The organism is Neorhizobium sp. JUb45, from assembly GCF_004343585.1.
GTDB lineage: Bacteria > Pseudomonadota > Alphaproteobacteria > Rhizobiales > Rhizobiaceae > Neorhizobium.
Genome location: NZ_SLYW01000004.1, coordinates 455,230 through 473,154, shown reverse-complemented (window position 1 = coordinate 473,154; position 17,925 = coordinate 455,230). Strand labels below are relative to the sequence as shown.

Below are 17,925 nucleotides of genomic sequence, written 5' to 3'. Positions count from 1 at the left end.
AGTAAAATCGGTGGGCCAAAAACTTTTCACGCTCTGGCGTCTTATCAATTGAGTTACCTGAGCGCCAACGTGGCTACATCGCGGTAACGTTTTTGTCTGATTCCGCGTCCTGCAAATCTTTGGGCCGTCAAGCATCAAGTCCGTGATGTTGCGAACCCGTTCTTCTCAACGAGAGGGCGAGTGTATCTAGAGGAATTGCCCTTCACGGGTCTCCTCCTCAGCGGCCGCGAGCAACCGGCGCCTCAGAATCGGACCCTGCGCGTAGAAATGTATCATTGCTAAAATCATGCCTGAAACAAATGCGACGCCACCAGCAAGCAGATGGCTGGAATACTCCCATCGCAGATCTATCTCCACATTTTTCAATTGCAGCTTTCAACGCAAACACCAGACCTAACTTCCAATCTGCCGACCCTCGACTTCCAAATAGCCGAATAGAATACTCCCAATCAGCGCAGCTTAGGAGCACTGAATGTTTGGGTGGTTTGTAGAGCGGCGAGCAGATGAGGCATTATCGGACACACCCGTTGTTTTGATAATTGGACCACGTCGGGCCGGCAAAACAACGCTCGTCAGAAAAATGGCGACTTCGGAGCGTACCTACATAACGCTAGACGATCAGACGCCACCGCTGTCCTGTTTGTGGGATTGAGATGATAACCATAAACAACAACTCGCAATTGCTGCAAGACGATCAAAAGGCGACCTCTCGCGGTTCGCGGGTCAAAATGAGGCTTCCTGCTTTCTGATTGACGCTTTCAAATCGATCGACGGAAAACTCTCAACGAACTCCTGAACCGGTTTGGGTGCTCTGCAACCAAAAACGAGCGTTAACGTTGACGCATCAACGTTGATCTTAACGCATCATGACGCTTTACGCAGAATACTCAGACGCCCGCTCGATCCATCAACTCTTTCAATGCTTCAGGATAAGACATCCTGTTCTGTTCGCAGAACTGCAAGAACCGGTTGAAGGTCGTCACTGGCGGTCGGATATTGAGATTGGCAGACGGTTCAGACGGCTTTCGCCGTGTCAGCTTTTGTATAGGCTCTCGAGCAACGAACCCGTGTCGATCACCGATCGCGTCGACCTTGGCATCGGTGACGCCAAGACTGTCGTCTTTGTCAGGGGTGATATTGGCAAGCCTGCCGCCAAATCCTAAATTTTTCCCGCTCATGCCGCTTCCTTCGCGCCAATTACCAGATTGACCAGTTCCTCAGCCAGCCGGAACGCGTTGTCACGCGCTGCCGGCAAACCATTGACATCGCGGCTATCGAGCTCATTCAAATCGAGTTGGTAGAAAAACATAGCTTTGTAAGCTGAGCGCTCATTCAGGTGGTTGCGAAACATTGGCACTTCGCTCGCTTTAAGCTGGGATGTAATCTGCCGCTCCAATTTAGTTGCGATTGCAGGCGACGTCCGTGTGAACAGGATTTGATAGGGTATGCTCTTCTCAAATGCCTGCTCTTCTTCCTGAATGAGGTTGATCGCACGCGCGGCGAGCTCAGCATCCGTTGGGCTTGCTTGAATAGGGATGACGACCAGTTGAGCTCTAGCGAGCGCCCTGGACATAAGCCGGCTTGCTGTTCCCTCTAGATCGACAAAAACGAACTGGAACTTTTTACGATACTCATCGAGCTTTGCTGTGATGGAACTCTCGGTGACGTCGCCATCGACAAGCACCGGATTTCGGGAAGAACCCGCCCTCCAACCCTTGATCGCTCTATTGGGATCGCAATCCAAAATAACCACGCTAGCCCCCTGCTCCGCCAGAGAGGTTGCAAGAACTAGTGTAGCGGTCGATTTCCCTGCCCCGCCTTTAGGATTCGCTACGGTGATGACAGGCATTTCCGATCCCCCTTTCCGGTTTAACGTTGACGCATTACCATGCATCATCATGCCTTACAACGCTTCACCGTCAACGCGCGTCAATCATAACGCAATTATGTGTTGCCAACCAAATTTCCAACGGTCTGAATTGATGCCGCTTTTCTAGTTAGGCAATGTTTTTCATATGACCCGGCACACCCCCGTAAACCTCGAATATCCCGCTCAAAAGAGCGCCTATTAAGCTGATTACTGGTCGGATCTCAGGCAGAACAATATCGACATGCTTGGCTTCTGTTCGATGGCGTTCCGCTGAGCAAATCCTGATCCGCGGTATTCAAGAATCAAAAAATGAGTTTGATTGATCAAACGCCCCGCCATGTTCTTCTTTTGTTCTACGTAGAATTCTACAGTTTCCAGAACTCATGGAATCGTAGTCCAATGGACCACATGAAAACATTTCGGAGAGAGCGGCGCACCTTCGTTAGTCGTCAAATGGTGTCAAACCAATGGTGCACTGGTTTCCGCAGAACCTTGAAGCGATCGCATAAACAATCTGCCCCAAGCCGAAACTACAAACTAGCAAAAGGAAAAACGCAATGGCGAATGCACTTTTGAATATCCGCATCGTTCAGCCGCGAATGATTTCATTAAAACAAGCAGCAGACTATGTCGGCCTGCCACTGAAACGATTTCCAAGGATCTGCTCGGTCCGACCAGTCGAAATCCCTGAAAGCGAGAAGCGGTATGATATCCGCGATCTCGATCAATGGATCGATCAGTTGAAGGCAGGCGACACCGAAGCCGATCAGGACATCTTGGAGCGACTGGGATGACAAAGGCGGAACGGCGACGACCCAACAAATACAAGGGCTGGCAGATCTTCCGGGATAGGAATGGTGACTGGCGCTGCTATCACCGCAAAACGAGAGCAACGATTGATTGCCGGAAATTCGAAACCTACTCGCTCGCATTTGACATGAAGATCCATCGGATCAACGAGACGATGATCGAGAAACAAAGCAAGCCGGGAACGCTTGGCATGCTAATAACAAAGTATCGTGCCGGCACAAGATTCCAAAAAGAACTCGCACCGCGTACCCAATCTGACTACCAAAAATGCTTCGACTACCTCCAGGCTATAGAAGATACGCCGCTGGACCGGTTCACGCCGCCGCTTGTCGCGAAAATTCGAGACAAGGCACTTGAGAAGCGCCAGTTCAGGTTTGCCAACTATGTACGCTCCGTACTTTCGGTCATTTTTGATTGGGGCCTTGAATACGGGTACACGACGGACAATCCCGCTGCGAAAGTCAAGCCAGCGAGACGACCCAAAACCCTGCCGGACGCCAACCGTCCATGGACGGACGCAGAGCGCGAAACAGTGCTGGCAGCACTTCCGGCACATATGGAGCTCGCAATCGCACTCATGATGTTCTACGCGCTGGATCCTCAGGATGCTTTGGCACTCCCGAGATCGGCGATAAGCGACAAAGGACTCGACACGCGCCGCAACAAAACTGGCCGACCGATTTACCTCCCTCTATTTGAGCCGGTCGCATCAGCCATGGCGCGGGCACCAAAACACGATGCTGTTACGATCTGCGCTAACAGCTGGGGTCGCCCTTGGACCTATAGCGGTTTCAGCTCAAGTTGGATCACGTTGAAAGGGAAGATGGAGGCAGAGGGTGTCATCCAGCCAGGACTGACACTTAAAGGGCTCAGGCACACGGTGGCAACCATCTTGGCCGAAATGGGCAAGGACCACGGCACGATAGCGCTGGTGCTTGGTCATGCCACCGAAGCGATGGCAAAACACTATTCGAGACGCGCGGACATGACCCGGCGTGCAACATCGGCGGTCAGCGATTTTGAGGCTGAATTGAACAAACGGAAAACGAACTCTGTCAAACACACAGTTTGAAACTGTCAAACCATAAAACTTAGAAGGTAATGAGAACGTGGAAAACCCGACACATAACAAGGGCATAGAATGGTGCCCGGAGGCGGATTTGAACCACCGACACGCGGATTTTCAATCCGCTGCTCTACCAACTGAGCTATCCGGGCATCTTGGCTTTTTTCGAAGCCTACCAGCCGTTTCCGGCTGACCAGAGGATGTTTCCTCCGGGAGCGAGCGGGGTTATAACATCTTGTTCGGCCATGGCAAGCGCCCCATTGCAATTTTTTGACAGTTCCACGATTTTATCAAAATCGACCTGTGCAAAACCGCGAAAACGCCTGCAAACCAAGCGCTTACATCAATTATCGTCGAAGTCGTCCGCCTTTGATTCATCGTCCGCGACCGGGATGGCATAGGAACCCTTCAGCCATTTCGACAAATCGAGCGTACGGCAGCGATCAGAGCAGAAAGGATAGTGGTCACGCGCCGACGGCTTTTTGCAGACGGGGCATGGCATGGTCTTGCGCAAGGGTTCCACCTTGCCGCCAGTCCTGATCGGATCAGACATGGATCGTCCTTTCAATATTCGTCCGAGAGCCGCCATCCCTTTAAAGGGAGCGACCAGCCCGCTTGCGGGCCAGTCTGTTGCGGCATCTCACGTGGCTCAGCCCTCGGCCCAGCCGGTCGTCACGTCAAAACCCTCGCCGGACAGCAGGCCAAGCGTCTCATAGAGCGGCAGGCCGACGACATTGGTATAGGAGCCGACAAGTTTCTGCACGAAGCCACCGGCGATACCCTGAATGGCATAAGCGCCTGCCTTGCCACGCCACTGGTCGGAGGCGAGGTAGTGTTCGATCTCGTCGCCGGACAGGCGTTTGAAGCGCACCTTGGTTTCGACGACGCGAATGCGCGCCTGACCACCGGGGGTAATCAGGCAGATGCCGGTATAAACCTTGTGGCCGCGACCGGAGAGGAGATGCAGCGCTGAAGACGCTTCATCCGAGTATTCCGTCTTCGGCAGAATGCGCCGCCCGACGGCCACCACCGTGTCGGCCGAGAGAATGTAACTATGGCGCCATTCGAGATCGCCCTTCAGCACAGCAAGCGACGCTTCCGCCTTTTCCGTCGCAAGACGACGGGCGAGCGAGCGCGGATGCTCCGACTTCTTCGGGGTCTCGTCGATATCCATCGGCATCAACCGAGCCGGCTTGATGCCGGCCTGGTTGAGCAGGTCGAGTCTGCGCGGAGACCCGGAGGCCAGGATGAGTTTCTGTTCCTGTGCCATGAAGACCGCTTACTTGAAGCGGTAGGTGATCCGACCCTTGGTCAGATCGTACGGGGTCATTTCCACCAGAACCTTGTCGCCGGCGAGAACGCGGATACGGTTCTTGCGCATGCGGCCGGCGGTGTGAGCGATGATCTCGTGTTCGTTTTCCAGCTTCACGCGGAAAGTCGCGTTCGGCAACAGTTCCGTCACGACGCCCGGGAATTCGAGAACTTCTTCTTTAGCCATCTAGAGCTTGTCTTCCTGTTTTCTTGAATGCGGAATAGGCCGCCGAACCGGCAGCCTTGAGAATTTGCGCGGAAACTACACAATCAGCGGCGCTTTGTGAACATTGATTCTCGGTCTTGTTCGCAAGCGCCGAAATCAATGCTTTTGCGGCACCCGTCAGGGCGTTTGCGCACGGTGGCGCAGACGACGCGCCAGACGTTCATCGATCAACGCCCAGAGCCGGTCCCGCACACCGCGATAGGCTTCCAGCCGCTGTTCGCGCGAACCGGTCTCCACAGTCGGATCGGGCGTCGGCCAGTAGATCACCTCGACCGCGTTCGACCGCGTCAGTTCAAGGGCCGCGTGATGCGCCTCAGGTGCCAGCGTGATGATCAGGTCGAAAAAATCGTCCTCGAGGTCTTCCATCGTGCGCGGCACATGGCGTTTTTTCAGCTCTAGCCCGAGCTCCTCCAGCACGACGCCTACAAACGGATCAGCGTCGCCGGCCTTCACCCCGCCCGACTGGATATAGATATCAGGTGGCAGAAGGTGTTTTGCAATGACTTCCGCCATTGGCGAACGAATGGCGTTCATACCGCAGACGAACAGGATCGCGTTCGGGCGCTCTATATGGGTTTCGAAAGGAGGGCTATCCATGGTCTCCATGGAGGCTACCCCTTCCAATAGAGCACGCTGACCAGCGTGAACAGCCGGCGGGCGGTATTGAAATCCACCTCGATCTTGCCCTTCAGCCTTTCCTGCAGGGTTTCCGAGCCTTCGTTGTGCACACCGCGACGGCCCATGTCGATCGCCTCGATCTGGCTCGGCGTCGAGGAGCGGATCGCCTCGTAATAACTTTCGCAGATCAGAAAGTAGTCCCTGATGATACGGCGAAACGGCGTCAGCGACAGGATGTGGGTGGCGACGTCACCGCCCTCTTCCGTGGTGATGGCGAAAACGAGGCGTGGGCCTGCCACCGCAATGCTCAGACGATAAGGCCCGCCATCATGGCCGATCGGCTCGAAGCGGTTTTCCTCGACGAGATCGAAAATGGCGACGGCGCGTTCATGCTCGACATCCGGCGTCGACCGGCCGACGCTGTCGTCGAGCACGATGTCGCAGAGCCGGAAGTCGCCAGCCGCCATGGGTCAGCTCTCCTGGTTGAGCCGGATGGCAACGGAACGGGCATGGGCATCCAGCCCCTCGGAATGGGCAAGGGTGATGGCCGCCGGCCCAAGTGCCCGCAGCTGCTCCGGGCCGAGCCGCAGGATCGAGGTGCGCTTGACGAAATCGAGCACGCCGAGGCCCGACGAGAAACGCGCAGACCGCGCCGTCGGCAGGACGTGGTTGGAACCGCCGACATAATCCCCGATCACTTCCGGCGTGTGGCGGCCGACGAAAATAGCACCGGCATTGGTGATTTTTGCCATCAGCGCGTCGGGATCGGCAACGGCAAGTTCCAGATGTTCGGCGGCGATGCGGTTGGCGAGCGGGATCGAGTCGCTGAGATCCTTCACCAGAATGATCGCGCCAAAATCGCGCCAGCTGGCGGCAGCGGTTTCTGACCGCGACAGGGTTTTCAGCTGGCGTTCGACGGCAGCCTCGACCGCGCGACCGAATTCGGCATTGTCGGTGATGACGATCGACTGGGCGCCGGCATCATGTTCGGCCTGGGCCAGAAGGTCGGCGGCGATCCAGTCCGGATCGTTTTCAGCATCGGCAATCACCAGCACTTCAGACGGGCCGGCGATCATGTCGATACCGACAGTGCCAAAGACATGGCGCTTGGCGGCAGCGACATAGGCATTGCCGGGGCCGACGATCTTTGCCACCGGCGCGATGGTTTCGGTGCCATAGGCGAGAGCGGCCACGGCCTGCGCGCCGCCGACACGATAGATTTCCGTGACGCCGGCAATGCGGGCGGCAGCCAGCACGGCGGGATTGATGGCACCGCCACCGGCGGGCACGACCATGACCATGCGCGGCACGCCGGCTACGCGAGCCGGTACGGCATTCATCAGCACCGAGCTTGGATAACTGGCGGTGCCACCCGGCACGTAAAGACCGACCGCCTCGATGGCCGTCCAGCGCGAACCGAGGCCGACGCCGAGCGCGTCCTCATAGATATCGTCCTTGGGCATCTGGCGGGCATGGTGTTTTTCGATGCGTTCGGCCGCAAGCTTCAGCGCGTCGAGCACTTTGGCATCCGTGGCGGCGACGGCGGCATCGATCTCTGCTTCCGTCACCTGCAGGCCGACGGTGTTAAAATCCACCTTGTCGAAACGCAGCGAATAATCGGCGAGTGCTGCGTCGCCACGCACCTGCACGTCCTTGATGATATCGCGCACCACGGCGTTGACGTCTTCCGACACTTCCCGCTTCGTCGTCAGGAAAGTCTTGAATTTTGCCTCGAAATCGGCCGCCTGCTGTTCAAGCCAGATCGCCACTCGTCATCCCCTTACACATTCAATTCAGTCTGCCAATTCAGCCTGCCGGTTACGCGCCTTATCAGGCGTGATCCGGCCTGTTGGTGGTTTCCCAGGCGCCGCCGGTATCGGCCAGCTGTGCCTCGATGCATTCGACGTCGAGGCTGATGGCGGCGTCACCGGCCAGCGTCAGCTCGATCGTGCCATCTGGCCCCTCGCCCTTCTGTTCGAAGCGGATGGCCAGCAGTGCATGCACCGCCTCGTCATTGCCACGGCTGACACCGAGCGAGCGCACGGCCTGCACGCGCTTGAACACCAAAAGCGCGCGGCGGCGCTCATGCCCCTTGGCACGGCGATCGCTCTTTTCCCAGACGAAACGGTTGACGGCCACCGAGAACTGCTGGTGCTTGGCATCCCAGGCGATATCCGGTGCCTTGAAGACGCTGTCCTGCATATGCGCCGAGACGATATCGAGATCGTCCTTGTCCATGGCCAAAAGCCTGAGATCGCTCATTGCAGGTTTCCATCCTTGGCGCGCTTTCCACGATGGAAAACGGCACATCTATTCATGGCTCTGGAAATAGGATGGCACGAGACGAGAAGCAACAGCAATGCGGCAAAGGTGGCATGATGCGGTGAAGCGCGGGCGGAGCGATTTTGACGCCCCGCCCTGCCGGTATTGGCCTATGACGGGAAGTCGGCGCCGAGGCTGGCGCCCTTCAGGCTTTCCACCTGCGCCAGACGTTCCTTCAGCTTGGATGTCACGCCTTCGAAAGCGAACTTGCCGAGCACGAGATGGCGTGGCGGCTTGTCGCTTTGCGTGGCCGCAATCATCGCCTCGCCGGCGCGCACCGGATCACCCGGCTGCTGGCCGCTGTAACCGGCGGTGGTTTTCATGCGGGCACCGGCCGTTTCCTCGTACTCAGCGATTTTCACCGGCGTCTGTTTCAGCGAACGGCCGGCCCAATCGGTGCGGAACGGCCCCGGCGCCACGCAGGTGACATGGATGCCGAGCGGCGCGGTTTCTGCCGCAAGCGAATCCGAAAATCCTTCGACGGCATGTTTGGTGGCGGCGTAATAACCGGAACCGGGGAAGCCGGCGAAACCGGCAAGCGAGGTGATGTTGAGAATATGCCCCTGACGCCGCTGCCGCATGCCCGGCAGCACGGCCCGCGTCATCGCGAACAGGCCGAACACATTGGCATCGAACATGGCGCGGATGTCCTCTTCAACGCCTTCCTCGATCGAGGCCTGATAACCGTAACCAGCATTGTTGACGAGCACATCGATGCGACCAAAGCGGTCTTCGGCGGCTTTCACCGCTGCTTCGACCTGGGCCTGATCGGTGACGTCGAGATCGAGTGCGAGAACGTTTTCGTTGCCGTTTACCAGATCGGCAAGGCGGGCCTTGTCACGCGCGGTGACGACCGTCGGCCAGCCGCGGGCGATGGTGAGTTTGGCCAGTTCGTGGCCGAAGCCGGTCGAGCAGCCGGTGATGAACCAGACGGGATTGGATAGCGTGGTCATGAAAACTCCGTGTCATGCCTATGTCGACAATCATTGATCGCCGGCACGTTGGAGATGGTCGTTCGATGGGAACACGGATTTAGATAGGCATGCGAAAACGGGCGGCAAGAGATGCTCTGCCGCCCGTTTCAAAATGTCACGAATGCTCGAGAAAATTATTCGCTGACGCGCTCGACGATGGCGCCGCAACGCGTGAGCTTTTCTTCCAGACGCTCGAAACCGCGATCGAGGTGGTAGACGCGGTTGACCAGCGTTTCGCCTTCAGCCGCAAGACCGGCAATGACCAGCGATACCGAGGCGCGCAGATCGGTTGCCATGACCGGGGCGCCTTTCAGCTTGGACACGCCTTCGACGCGAGCCATCTGGCCCGACAGCGAGATCTTTGCGCCCAGACGCGCCAGTTCCTGCACATGCATGAAGCGGTTTTCAAAGATGGTTTCGGTGATGTGCGACACGCCCGAAGATTTTGTCATCAGCGCCATGAACTGTGCCTGCAGATCGGTCGGGAAACCCGGGAAAGGTTCAGTGACGACATCGACCGGCTGGATGCCGTTGCCATTGCGCACGACGCGCAGGCCGGTTTCCGTCTGGGTGATGGTGGCACCCGCCTGACGCAGGGCATCCAGCGCGTTTTCGAGAAGCGCGCCATTGGTGCCTTCGAGCGTCACGTCGCCGCCGGTCATGGCAACGGCCATGGCATAGGTGCCGGTTTCGATACGGTCGGGCAGGACGCGGTGACGGGCGCCGTGCAGCGACGACACGCCTTCGACGGTGATGGTCTTGGTGCCGGCGCCTTCGATCTTGGCACCCATGGCGGTGAGGCAGGCGGCGAGATCGACGACTTCAGGCTCGCGGGCAGCGTTTTCGATCACCGTCGTACCCTTGGCAAGCGTTGCCGCCATCAGCATGACATGCGTGGCGCCGACAGAGACCTTTGGGAAGGTATAGTGCGTGCCGACGAGGCCGCCCTTGGGCGCGGTGACTTCGACATAACCGCCATCGATCTCGATGGTGGCGCCGAGCGCCTGCAGGCTTTCGAGGAAGAGATCGACCGGACGCGTGCCGATGGCGCAACCGCCCGGCAGCGAAACGCGGGCCTTGCCTTCACGGGCCAGAAGCGGGCCGATGACCCAGAATGAGGCACGCATTTTCGAGACCAGCTCATAAGGCGCGACCGTATCGACGATGGTGCGGCAGGTGAACTGGATGGTGCGGGCGTAGCTTTCAGCCTGGCCTTCACGACGACCGTTGACGGAGAGGTCGACGCCGTGATTGCCGAGAATGCGCATCAGCTGCTCGACATCGGCCAGATGCGGCACGTTTTCAAGCGTCAGCGTATCGCTGGTCAGGAGCGATGCGATCATCAGCGGCAGGGCCGCGTTCTTGGCGCCCGAAATCGGAATGATGCCGTTCAGCTGATTGCCGCCGATAACTCTGATGCGATCCATTTTTGACAACGGGCCGGGCCCGCCTTTCTTGTTCTTGCGCGAAAGCGGGCGTCTTAGACGATATCCCGCGCGGCTTCAATTCGTTGAAAATACACCCGGAGAAACAGGGCTCATGAGAAAGTCGAACACAATCACGATGATTCGTCCGTTTTTGCGGCAGGAAGGCCAATCGTTGGATCTTCCTCGCCGGCGCGGCGGGCACGCGCCTGCTGTTTGCGCCGCTGCAGGTTTTCGCGCAGTTTTGCCGCAGCCCTAAGCTTGCGCTCGGCCTCGCTACGCTCGCCGCGCTTCAACAGCTGTTCTTCGGTCGCCTCTGCGCCCTTGTGAACAGGCGTTCCGGCGCGGTTCTGCTTGTCGTTTTCGTTCATGAGATCGACATAGAACAAAAGCGGCGCGACCGAAAGCCATCCCAACTTTTCCACGCAAATGTCACGAAGTCGTTTTTTGCCGCTTGCGCTCTCGAAAAACCTATGGCAATAGGCCGCATCCCAACGCGCCGGGGACATCAACCGGCTGCCAGATGCTGCTATAGCTCAGGGGTAGAGCACTCCCTTGGTAAGGGAGAGGCCGAGAGTTCAAATCTCTCTAGCAGCACCATTTTCCTTCCTTAAACATCCCCAAAGACACGTTCTGCCTGACCGCAGAGACCTCGGCATCAACCCTGCCGATAATTATTTCGCCAATTTTCACATTTCCGCGGAACCTCGGACAGGTCATCGGCATTAATGGCCGCCAACCTTCATTCATCTCCCCCGAGGCATCCATGAAAAACGTTCTTCTCGCCGCCGCCATCGCGGTTTCTTCGATCCTGCCCTTCGCAGCCTCTTCCGAAGCCGCAAGCGTGACCGTGCGCACCGTCGAGCGCGTCGATCATCGAGGGGGCCATCACGCCCGCCCGCGCCATCACCGCGAAAAGTGCGTTGTGAAGAAGGTGCGCACCCAGCACCATGGCCGCACCGTGGTTCGCACCACCCGCGTCTGCCGTTAAGCGCCGAATATTTGAACGTGGCCGTCATCATGGTCGATGCGGCCACGTTTTCTTTTAGGTGAATTCAAGTGCCCATATCAGGGCTGAGCATTTTGCGACTCGGCTTCCGGTGCGCCCTGCTCCTCAGCCGTCGCCGCCGGCTCCCTGACCTTCGACACGGCAATGAAATTGAAGCGTGAATTGTCCACGCCTTCGGCCCGGAATGTCATGCGGTAATCGCCGATCTCGGTTCGGAAAGCCTGCTTCCCGGCCATCCTCTCCTCAAGATAGGCGCGATCGTCCTCGCTGATCGGGGCCAGAATACGCCGCGCCAGATCACCGGCCTTTTGCGGTAGTGCACCTCCCTCGCCATCCTCTGCGAAATTGAGCTTCATGCGCAGGCTGGAGAGGCTGTCGCCCGCCGCCCTCACCTGCAGAAACAGCGAACTGGCCTTTTCCGCCTGGCTGAGCGCAATCAGCACCGTGCATTCCGAACGGCCATCAGGTGCTGCCAGAAAAACCGGCTTTTCTCCCGTTGCGCCCGGCTCAAGCGCATTGCAGCTTTTTTCCGGCTGCCAGGCTTCTGCGGGTGGAGAAAGATGGGATGGGGGATTTTCGAGGGCCGGCCGGGGTATGCTCCGGTGCACCGGCTCCGCCGTGACGTCAGGTTGCTGTTGCGGGGCAGACTGCGCCTGTGGCGGCAGCGGCACCCGTTCGGTCTTTCCACGCCACCAGTCGTGCAGCGGCAAGCCGAGGCGATCTCCGGCAATCTCGAGGTTGCGGCCATTGTTGGCGAGCAGAACCGGCACGATGACGCCACAGATGGCAATCGTCACGAACAGGATCATGACGATGCGCCGGCCGCGATGCGGTTGCGGGTAACGTTCCGCAGCGGATGGCACGGCTTCCTTCGATATGGATTGCGTCGGCTCACGATCCTCAATCATTGTGGCAATCGCTTTTCCGTATGCATGCCGGCATCATACCTGACGCCAAGATTATTTGTTCTCCTGATAATATTCGGAGTAACGCGAATAATAATATTCGCTCGATCCATAGGTCCGGTAGAGCTTCATCTTCTCGTGATCGACCTTGTTGAGGATCACGCCGAGCGTCTTGTCGCGCACCTGCGGTTCATTGCCGATCGTCTGGCGCACGGCGCGGCGTGCCGTCTTGCCCCATTCGACCACGTAGATGAAGCTGTCGATGCGGTTGGCGGCGGCGCGGGCATCGACCACGGCGCCCAGCGGCGGCAGGTCGACGATGATGTAATCGGCCTCTGCCGACAGACTGGTGAGGATATCGCGCATGGCAAGCGAGCCGATCAGTTCGGCCGAATGCGGCACGCGGCGCTTGATCACCGCCGGCAGGAAGGCAAGCTTGGTCTCGGGATTATAGAGCAGCAGATCGCCGACCGGCTTCTTCTCCAGGATCGCTTCGAGAATCCCCTCTTCCGCATGCAGGCCGATGGCGCGGGTGGCGCCGGGATTGCGAAGGTCGCCATCGATCAGCACGGTACGGGCGCCCTGGCTTGCCAGAAGCTCGGCGAAATTGATGGCCGTCGTCGACTTGCCCTCGCCCGGCAGGGTCGAAACGATGCCGATGATCTTGCAATCCTTGCCGGCCAGCGTCAGGTCGGCGGCGATCTTGGCGCTGCGCAGCGTTTCGGCAAAAGACGACAGCGGGTGGTCGATCACGTAATTCGAGGCGATATTGCTCTTGCGCAGCGCCCGCGGGCTTTGGCCTGCCGGCACGTCCGAAAGCTTGCCGGCGCTCTCATCGATCATCGGCGCGGTGCCGATGAATTCGAGATCGAGCACATCACGTACCTGATCGCCGGTGCGGAAAAACCGGTCGCGGAATTCGCGGAAGGCACCGATGCCAGCCCCGGCGACACCACCGAGGAAACAGAAGGCCAGCAGCATGATCAGCTTTTTCGGATGGCTGGCGCCATCCGGCTCGGTCGCCTTGGTGATGACGCGGGCTTCGGTCAGCGGAAAACTCTGCTGCTGCAGGGCTTCCTGATGTTTCTGCAGAAAGTTCTGGTAGAGGTTCTTGTAGGTATCGGCCTCACGCTCAAGCTCGCGCAACTGCACCTGCGTCTCGTTGGCGCTGAAGGTTATGCCCATCGCCTTCTGGACGCTATCCTCCAGGCTCTTCTGGCGCGCCTCGGCAACCTCAAGCTCGCTCTGGTAGCTCTGGGCGATGCGGCTCAGTTCCTCGAACATCTGGCGACGGTATTCCGCCATTTCGCCGCGCAGGCGCACAGCCTGCACATGGTCCGGGCCGAGACGTTGTGAAATATCGGCTTCGGTCTTGGCTGCTTCCAGATATTTCTGGCGCAGGTCGTTGGAAATCGAGCTGTCAAGCACATCGTTGACGATGGCATCGCCCTGGCCGGCATCGATGATCTTCTGGATGCGCTCGTGTTTTGCCCGCGACTGCGCCGTTTCCGACTGGGCAACGATCAATGCGCTGTTGAGCTCGGTCAGCTGCTGGTCCGACATCAGCGTCTGGCCGGCGGAGACAAGACCGTTTTCCGAGCGGAATTTCTGGACGGCGAGATCGGCCTCCAGCGCCTTCTGGCGCAATTCGGCGATGCGGCCTTCAAGCCAGCTGCCGGCGCGGCGGGTGGCCTCGTAGCGGGATTCCAGCTTGTCGTCGAGATATGAGTCACCAACGGCATTGGCGACACGCGCCGACAATGCTTTCGATGGCGAGGTATAGGCAACGCCGATCACATAACTGCGGCCGGCGCGGGCCACGGTCATGCCACGACCGACCTGTTCGATGGCGGCCTGACGGCGGGCAGCGCTATCGGCCTGTGCTTCCTTCGGCGAATAAAGGCCGGTGAGGCTGATCAGCGACTTGATGCCATTCTTGACGGTGGCAACGGCGGAGGGTGTGCCGACGAATTCGGGATCGTTGGTGAGATCGAGCTTGTCGACGACCGCGCCGATCACCGCCTGGCTCTGCAAAAGCGCGATCTGGCTGGTGATCATCGCTTCTTCTTCCCCCGGTGCCGGACCTGCCGTGGAAAGCTGGGCGACCACCTGGCTGGTATCACCGCGATCGATCATCACGCTGATGCCGGCCGTATAAAGCGGCGTTGCCGTCATCACATAGGCGATGCCGAGCATGGCGCCGACAGTCGCGCAGAGAGCCACCACCAGCCATTGACGCCGCGCGATGCCCATGATGGCCTCGACATCGATCAACTGGCGGCGGGCGGCGGGTGCGCTGAGCTTTTCCAGCAAGGCACCGCTCGGCAAATCCCTATTATACAGCTGCAAATTCTTGACCTCGACGTCGGGAGCGAAACGTTAAGCACTTCGGGTGCCCGCGGCGGAAATAGGGCGGGGCGCACGGCTGTCGAGTATCGAGCAAGTGCCCGATGACCGTTCCAACCTCCTCCCAAGGCTTTTTTATGGAACGGTCGGATTTCGACCTGCTGGGAAAACGTGGCACATGATCGGACAATGATCAAGTTTTAGATGAAATGTCTCTTTTTAAAGACGCCGGGAGGCGCGCGCGGCGCCTCCCGGAAAGTTCGCCTTAAAGGTCGCGGATCGCGTTGCGCGTACTCAATGCGTCGTTGCTGACACCCGAAGCTGTCGATGTGACGTCGTTGAGGATATCGAGGAACTTGGTCAGCTCGACGGACTTCGAATTGGTCACGTAGAGAATGTCCTTGTCCTGCATCGGGAACTTCTGGACCGCGAAGAACATGGCCGGATCACGCAGGTTGGCGCGGAAGATCACAGGAACTTCCTGACCCTTGAAGCGTGACGTATCGACGCCGAGCTTGACCAGCAGATCGCGGCTGACGGTGCGATACAAAAGAACCTGCTGCGGATCGGCCTTGCTGTCGAGCAGACCACCGGCCTGGCCCAGAGCTTCGCCGAGTGTCAGCGAGGATTCCTCGAAGTTGAAGCGGCCATTCAGACCCGAAGCGCCGAAAGCGAGATAGGTGCGACGCTCGCGCTTGACGACGACGGTATCGCCCGGCGCGACAAAGATGTTTTCACGCGGGTTCTTCACGAGGTCTTCGTAATAGACCTTGCCGGTGCGGCTGCCGCGCTGGAGCGTGATGTAGGTTTCCTCACCCGGCACGCTGAGGCCACCGGCCTGCGAAACGACGTCGAGAATACGGTCGCCGGCTTCCGTCAGTTCGATCTTGGTCGGCTCGTTGACGTCGCCGAGGACGGCGACCTGTGCGGAGCGGCTGTTGATCTTGGTGATGATCGCCTGCGGCTCGATGGCGCGGTTGGCGAGCTTTTCCTCGATCTCGCGCTGAACCTGCTCGACGGTGCGGCCATTGGCGCGGATGCGGCCGGCATAAGGCACGCTGATCATGCCATCGCGGCCGATCGTATAGTTCGGCAGGGAAACGAAGTTACCGGAACGGCTGCCAGCATCGGCGGGAATGAAGAGACCGCCGGACTGGGATTCGAACACCGTGACCTGAACGACATCACCGACGCCGAGCGGCAGGTTCGGAGCACCGCCGCGTCCCGTGCCGAAACCGCTGGCAAAGGATGGCGTGACCGTATCACCCACATAAGCAAGCAGCGTCTTGTTGAGATCGACCAGCGCATAATCGATACCGGCCGTCTTGGCCTTGCTGGCGGAGGTAACCTTGACCGCCGCATTGGACTCGACCGCTTCCGATAACGGGCCGGAATTCGGGAGTGCCGTGCAACCGGCCAAACCCAGGGCGGTTACTGTCAGCAGCATTACGGAGCAACGCATGATCACTCGGATCTCCTTCAGTCGTGCAGACATATGCTGCAATGCAATAGTCAAAAAACGTCGGACGTACCACCTCGGCACGTCCGAAACACTACTCCTGCGAGTCATCTGGCAATCTTTGTGTGGCGTTTGTATCACAGATGATTAACACCCATTAACCACCCTTGATTGCATTGGGCTTTTTTGGCGCGGATTGGCAAGAACATGGTAAACAGACGCTTAAAGTCAATATTGCCAAACAATCACCGGCACTTTGTTAAAATTGAATCTTTTCCCATTGGAGGTCATCGGCATGCGATTATTATCATTTGTCAGATATGGACGCGCAGAAGATGCAATCATGGCACGAGCGTGACCATACCGAGATTGACCACCCTTAATTCCCGCATAGGTTGATTTCTTGCTGCCAAAAGATCGATCTCGCGCATCATTTCAACATCCAGGCGCAGACATGTGGAAAACCTGCTCATCCGGCCGGTATCGACTTATTGAGTGGATCACGTGCAGATGCGAGTGGACGCGAAACCGAGAAGGCCTCATGCTTATCGCGGGTGAACAGGGTACAGTCACGCATGATCGCTGATCGCGGTCGGTGTATTTTATGAAAAGCATGACCGCATGAAATCTCTCCTGCAACGGTTTTTCCGGCAGGGCGGGCCGACACAGGCAACGCCGCCGCGCCGTCGCTTCACGCTCGGCCAACCGGGACCGGCATACCCGCTTTATGCGGTGGGAGATGTGCATGGATGCCTCGACCAGCTGCTCGACGCTGAACGGCGTATTCGTGATGACGCCAGGCAATACGAAAGGAAGGGCTTGACCATCCTGCTCGGCGACTATGTCGATCGCGGCCCTCGTTCGGCGGCAGTTCTCGAACATCTGGCACGACCATCGGACCCGACCCTGCGGCGGGTACCGCTATGCGGCAATCACGATGATGTTTTCCTGCAGTTCCTGCGCGATCCGAGCCAGATCGACCGCTGGCTGGAATTCGGTGGCCGCCAGACGCTGCTGTCCTACGGCATGGATGCCGAGCATCTGGTCAGCCGCAGCGGCGGCGATCCGGCGCTGATGCGCACGATCCTCAAGGATATTGTACCGGCCCATCACATCGAATTTCTGGAAAGCCTGCCGGTGCTTCTGGCGATCGGCGATTATGTTTTTGTGCATGCGGGCCTGCGCCCCGAAGTGCCGATGGAGGAGCAGCGCGACGAGGACCTGATGTGGATCCGTCAGCCGTTTCTGTCGAAGGGGCCAATGCTGCCGAAGATCGTCATCCATGGGCACACGCCGGTGGACAAGCCGCAGTTCTCGTCTGGCCGTATCGGCATCGACACAGGCGCCTATTACAGCGGCCACCTTGCCGTTCTGAAAATCATCGACGGCAAGGCCAGCATTCTCTAGAATTAGCCGTTGCGCTGGCGAAATGCCTTAATACGAACAACGGCCATCGTTCCAAGCGCCTCCGCTATCGAGGCATTTATCCTGAGTGATAAAGGAGGAATAGCGGACCACTACGACAAGCACGATAACCGCCAAGGCCAGAAACCATAACATTCGGTTGCCAGAGATACGCATGCTC

At 58.4% G+C, this 17,925-nt stretch carries 19 protein-coding genes, 2 tRNA genes and 1 pseudogene; 6 read left to right on the top strand and 16 right to left on the bottom strand.

Annotated elements, in window-relative coordinates:
- Positions 1 to 472: 472 nt before the first annotated feature.
- Positions 473 to 625 (top strand): annotated as a pseudogene (locus tag EDF70_RS19105) (AAA family ATPase); the annotation flags it as partial.
- A gap of 262 nt (positions 626 to 887) precedes the next feature.
- Here the strand turns inward: EDF70_RS19105 and EDF70_RS19100 are convergent.
- Positions 888 to 1,178, bottom strand: coding sequence for a hypothetical protein (locus EDF70_RS19100; protein ID WP_132276753.1), 291 nt, complete (start codon positions 1,176 to 1,178; stop codon positions 888 to 890).
- Positions 1,175 to 1,849 carry a ParA family protein gene (locus EDF70_RS19095; protein WP_132276751.1) on the bottom strand — a complete coding sequence of 225 codons (675 nt, stop codon included), beginning with the start codon at positions 1,847 to 1,849 and terminating at the stop codon, positions 1,175 to 1,177. The genes EDF70_RS19100 and EDF70_RS19095 overlap by 4 nt, the downstream gene beginning before the upstream one ends.
- Positions 1,850 to 2,427: 578 nt before the next feature.
- Between EDF70_RS19095 and EDF70_RS19090 the strand changes: the two genes are divergently transcribed.
- Positions 2,428 to 2,664, top strand: coding sequence for a hypothetical protein (locus tag EDF70_RS19090; protein ID WP_245519232.1), 237 nt, complete (start codon positions 2,428 to 2,430; stop codon positions 2,662 to 2,664).
- A complete protein-coding gene (locus EDF70_RS19085) occupies positions 2,661 to 3,752 on the top strand; it encodes a tyrosine-type recombinase/integrase (RefSeq protein WP_132276749.1) in 1,092 nt (363 codons plus the stop codon). Before EDF70_RS19090 ends, EDF70_RS19085 begins: the two co-directional genes overlap by 4 nt.
- A 70-nt stretch (positions 3,753 to 3,822) precedes the next feature.
- Here EDF70_RS19085 and EDF70_RS19080 read toward each other — a convergent pair.
- The 11 genes from EDF70_RS19080 to EDF70_RS19030 form a co-directional block, all read right to left on the bottom strand.
- A tRNA-Phe gene (locus EDF70_RS19080) sits at positions 3,823 to 3,898 on the bottom strand.
- 191 nt (positions 3,899 to 4,089) lie between these two features.
- On the bottom strand, positions 4,090 to 4,299 hold the full coding sequence (gene yacG / locus EDF70_RS19075) for a DNA gyrase inhibitor YacG (protein WP_132276747.1): 210 nt from the start codon (positions 4,297 to 4,299) through the stop codon (positions 4,090 to 4,092).
- Positions 4,300 to 4,395: 96 nt separating this feature from the next.
- Complete coding sequence (locus EDF70_RS19070; protein ID WP_132276745.1) at positions 4,396 to 5,016, bottom strand: Maf-like protein; 621 nt, start codon at positions 5,014 to 5,016, stop codon at positions 4,396 to 4,398.
- 9 nt (positions 5,017 to 5,025) lie between these two features.
- Complete coding sequence (gene infA, locus EDF70_RS19065) at positions 5,026 to 5,244, bottom strand: translation initiation factor IF-1 (RefSeq protein WP_004435948.1); 219 nt, start codon at positions 5,242 to 5,244, stop codon at positions 5,026 to 5,028.
- 156 nt (positions 5,245 to 5,400) lie between these two features.
- Positions 5,401 to 5,880, bottom strand: coding sequence for a low molecular weight phosphatase family protein (locus EDF70_RS19060; protein WP_132276865.1), 480 nt, complete (start codon positions 5,878 to 5,880; stop codon positions 5,401 to 5,403).
- A gap of 14 nt (positions 5,881 to 5,894) precedes the next feature.
- Positions 5,895 to 6,368 (bottom strand): UPF0262 family protein, encoded by a 474-nt coding sequence (locus EDF70_RS19055; RefSeq protein WP_132276743.1) that lies wholly within the window; start codon positions 6,366 to 6,368, stop codon positions 5,895 to 5,897.
- A gap of 3 nt (positions 6,369 to 6,371) precedes the next feature.
- Positions 6,372 to 7,670, bottom strand: a complete 1,299-nt coding sequence (gene hisD / locus EDF70_RS19050; protein ID WP_132276741.1) for a histidinol dehydrogenase — start codon at positions 7,668 to 7,670, stop codon at positions 6,372 to 6,374.
- 61 nt (positions 7,671 to 7,731) lie between these two features.
- Complete coding sequence (locus EDF70_RS19045; protein WP_132276739.1) at positions 7,732 to 8,163, bottom strand: DUF2948 family protein; 432 nt, start codon at positions 8,161 to 8,163, stop codon at positions 7,732 to 7,734.
- Positions 8,164 to 8,333: 170 nt separating this feature from the next.
- A complete protein-coding gene (locus EDF70_RS19040; RefSeq protein ID WP_132276737.1) occupies positions 8,334 to 9,176 on the bottom strand; it encodes an oxidoreductase in 843 nt (280 codons plus the stop codon).
- Positions 9,177 to 9,331: 155 nt separating this feature from the next.
- Positions 9,332 to 10,624: a UDP-N-acetylglucosamine 1-carboxyvinyltransferase gene (gene murA / locus EDF70_RS19035; protein WP_132276735.1), complete on the bottom strand. Its 1,293-nt coding sequence runs from the start codon at positions 10,622 to 10,624 to the stop codon at positions 9,332 to 9,334.
- Positions 10,625 to 10,755: 131 nt separating this feature from the next.
- Positions 10,756 to 10,992: a hypothetical protein gene (locus tag EDF70_RS19030; protein WP_165932068.1), complete on the bottom strand. Its 237-nt coding sequence runs from the start codon at positions 10,990 to 10,992 to the stop codon at positions 10,756 to 10,758.
- Between the two features lie 154 nt (positions 10,993 to 11,146).
- On the opposite strand from EDF70_RS19030, the gene EDF70_RS19025 reads away from it, so the two are divergent.
- Positions 11,147 to 11,221: transfer RNA gene (locus EDF70_RS19025), tRNA-Thr, on the top strand.
- A 166-nt stretch (positions 11,222 to 11,387) separates the two neighbouring features.
- Positions 11,388 to 11,612 (top strand): hypothetical protein, encoded by a 225-nt coding sequence (locus EDF70_RS19020; protein ID WP_132276731.1) that lies wholly within the window; start codon positions 11,388 to 11,390, stop codon positions 11,610 to 11,612.
- 77 nt (positions 11,613 to 11,689) lie between these two features.
- On the opposite strand, the gene EDF70_RS19015 is transcribed toward EDF70_RS19020, so the two are convergent.
- The 3 genes from EDF70_RS19015 to EDF70_RS19005 all read right to left on the bottom strand — a co-directional run bounded on the left by EDF70_RS19015 (position 11,690) and on the right by EDF70_RS19005 (position 16,343).
- Entirely contained in the window at positions 11,690 to 12,538 is an 849-nt protein-coding gene (locus tag EDF70_RS19015) for a DUF6030 family protein (protein ID WP_132276729.1), read from the bottom strand.
- 51 nt (positions 12,539 to 12,589) lie between these two features.
- Complete coding sequence (locus tag EDF70_RS19010) at positions 12,590 to 14,848, bottom strand: polysaccharide biosynthesis tyrosine autokinase (protein WP_348639727.1); 2,259 nt, start codon at positions 14,846 to 14,848, stop codon at positions 12,590 to 12,592.
- A 298-nt stretch (positions 14,849 to 15,146) separates the two neighbouring features.
- A complete protein-coding gene (locus tag EDF70_RS19005) occupies positions 15,147 to 16,343 on the bottom strand; it encodes a polysaccharide biosynthesis/export family protein (protein ID WP_132276727.1) in 1,197 nt (398 codons plus the stop codon).
- Between the two features lie 618 nt (positions 16,344 to 16,961).
- On the opposite strand from EDF70_RS19005, the gene EDF70_RS19000 reads away from it, so the two are divergent.
- Complete coding sequence (locus EDF70_RS19000; RefSeq protein ID WP_132276725.1) at positions 16,962 to 17,747, top strand: metallophosphoesterase family protein; 786 nt, start codon at positions 16,962 to 16,964, stop codon at positions 17,745 to 17,747.
- Positions 17,748 to 17,925 lie beyond the last annotated feature (178 nt).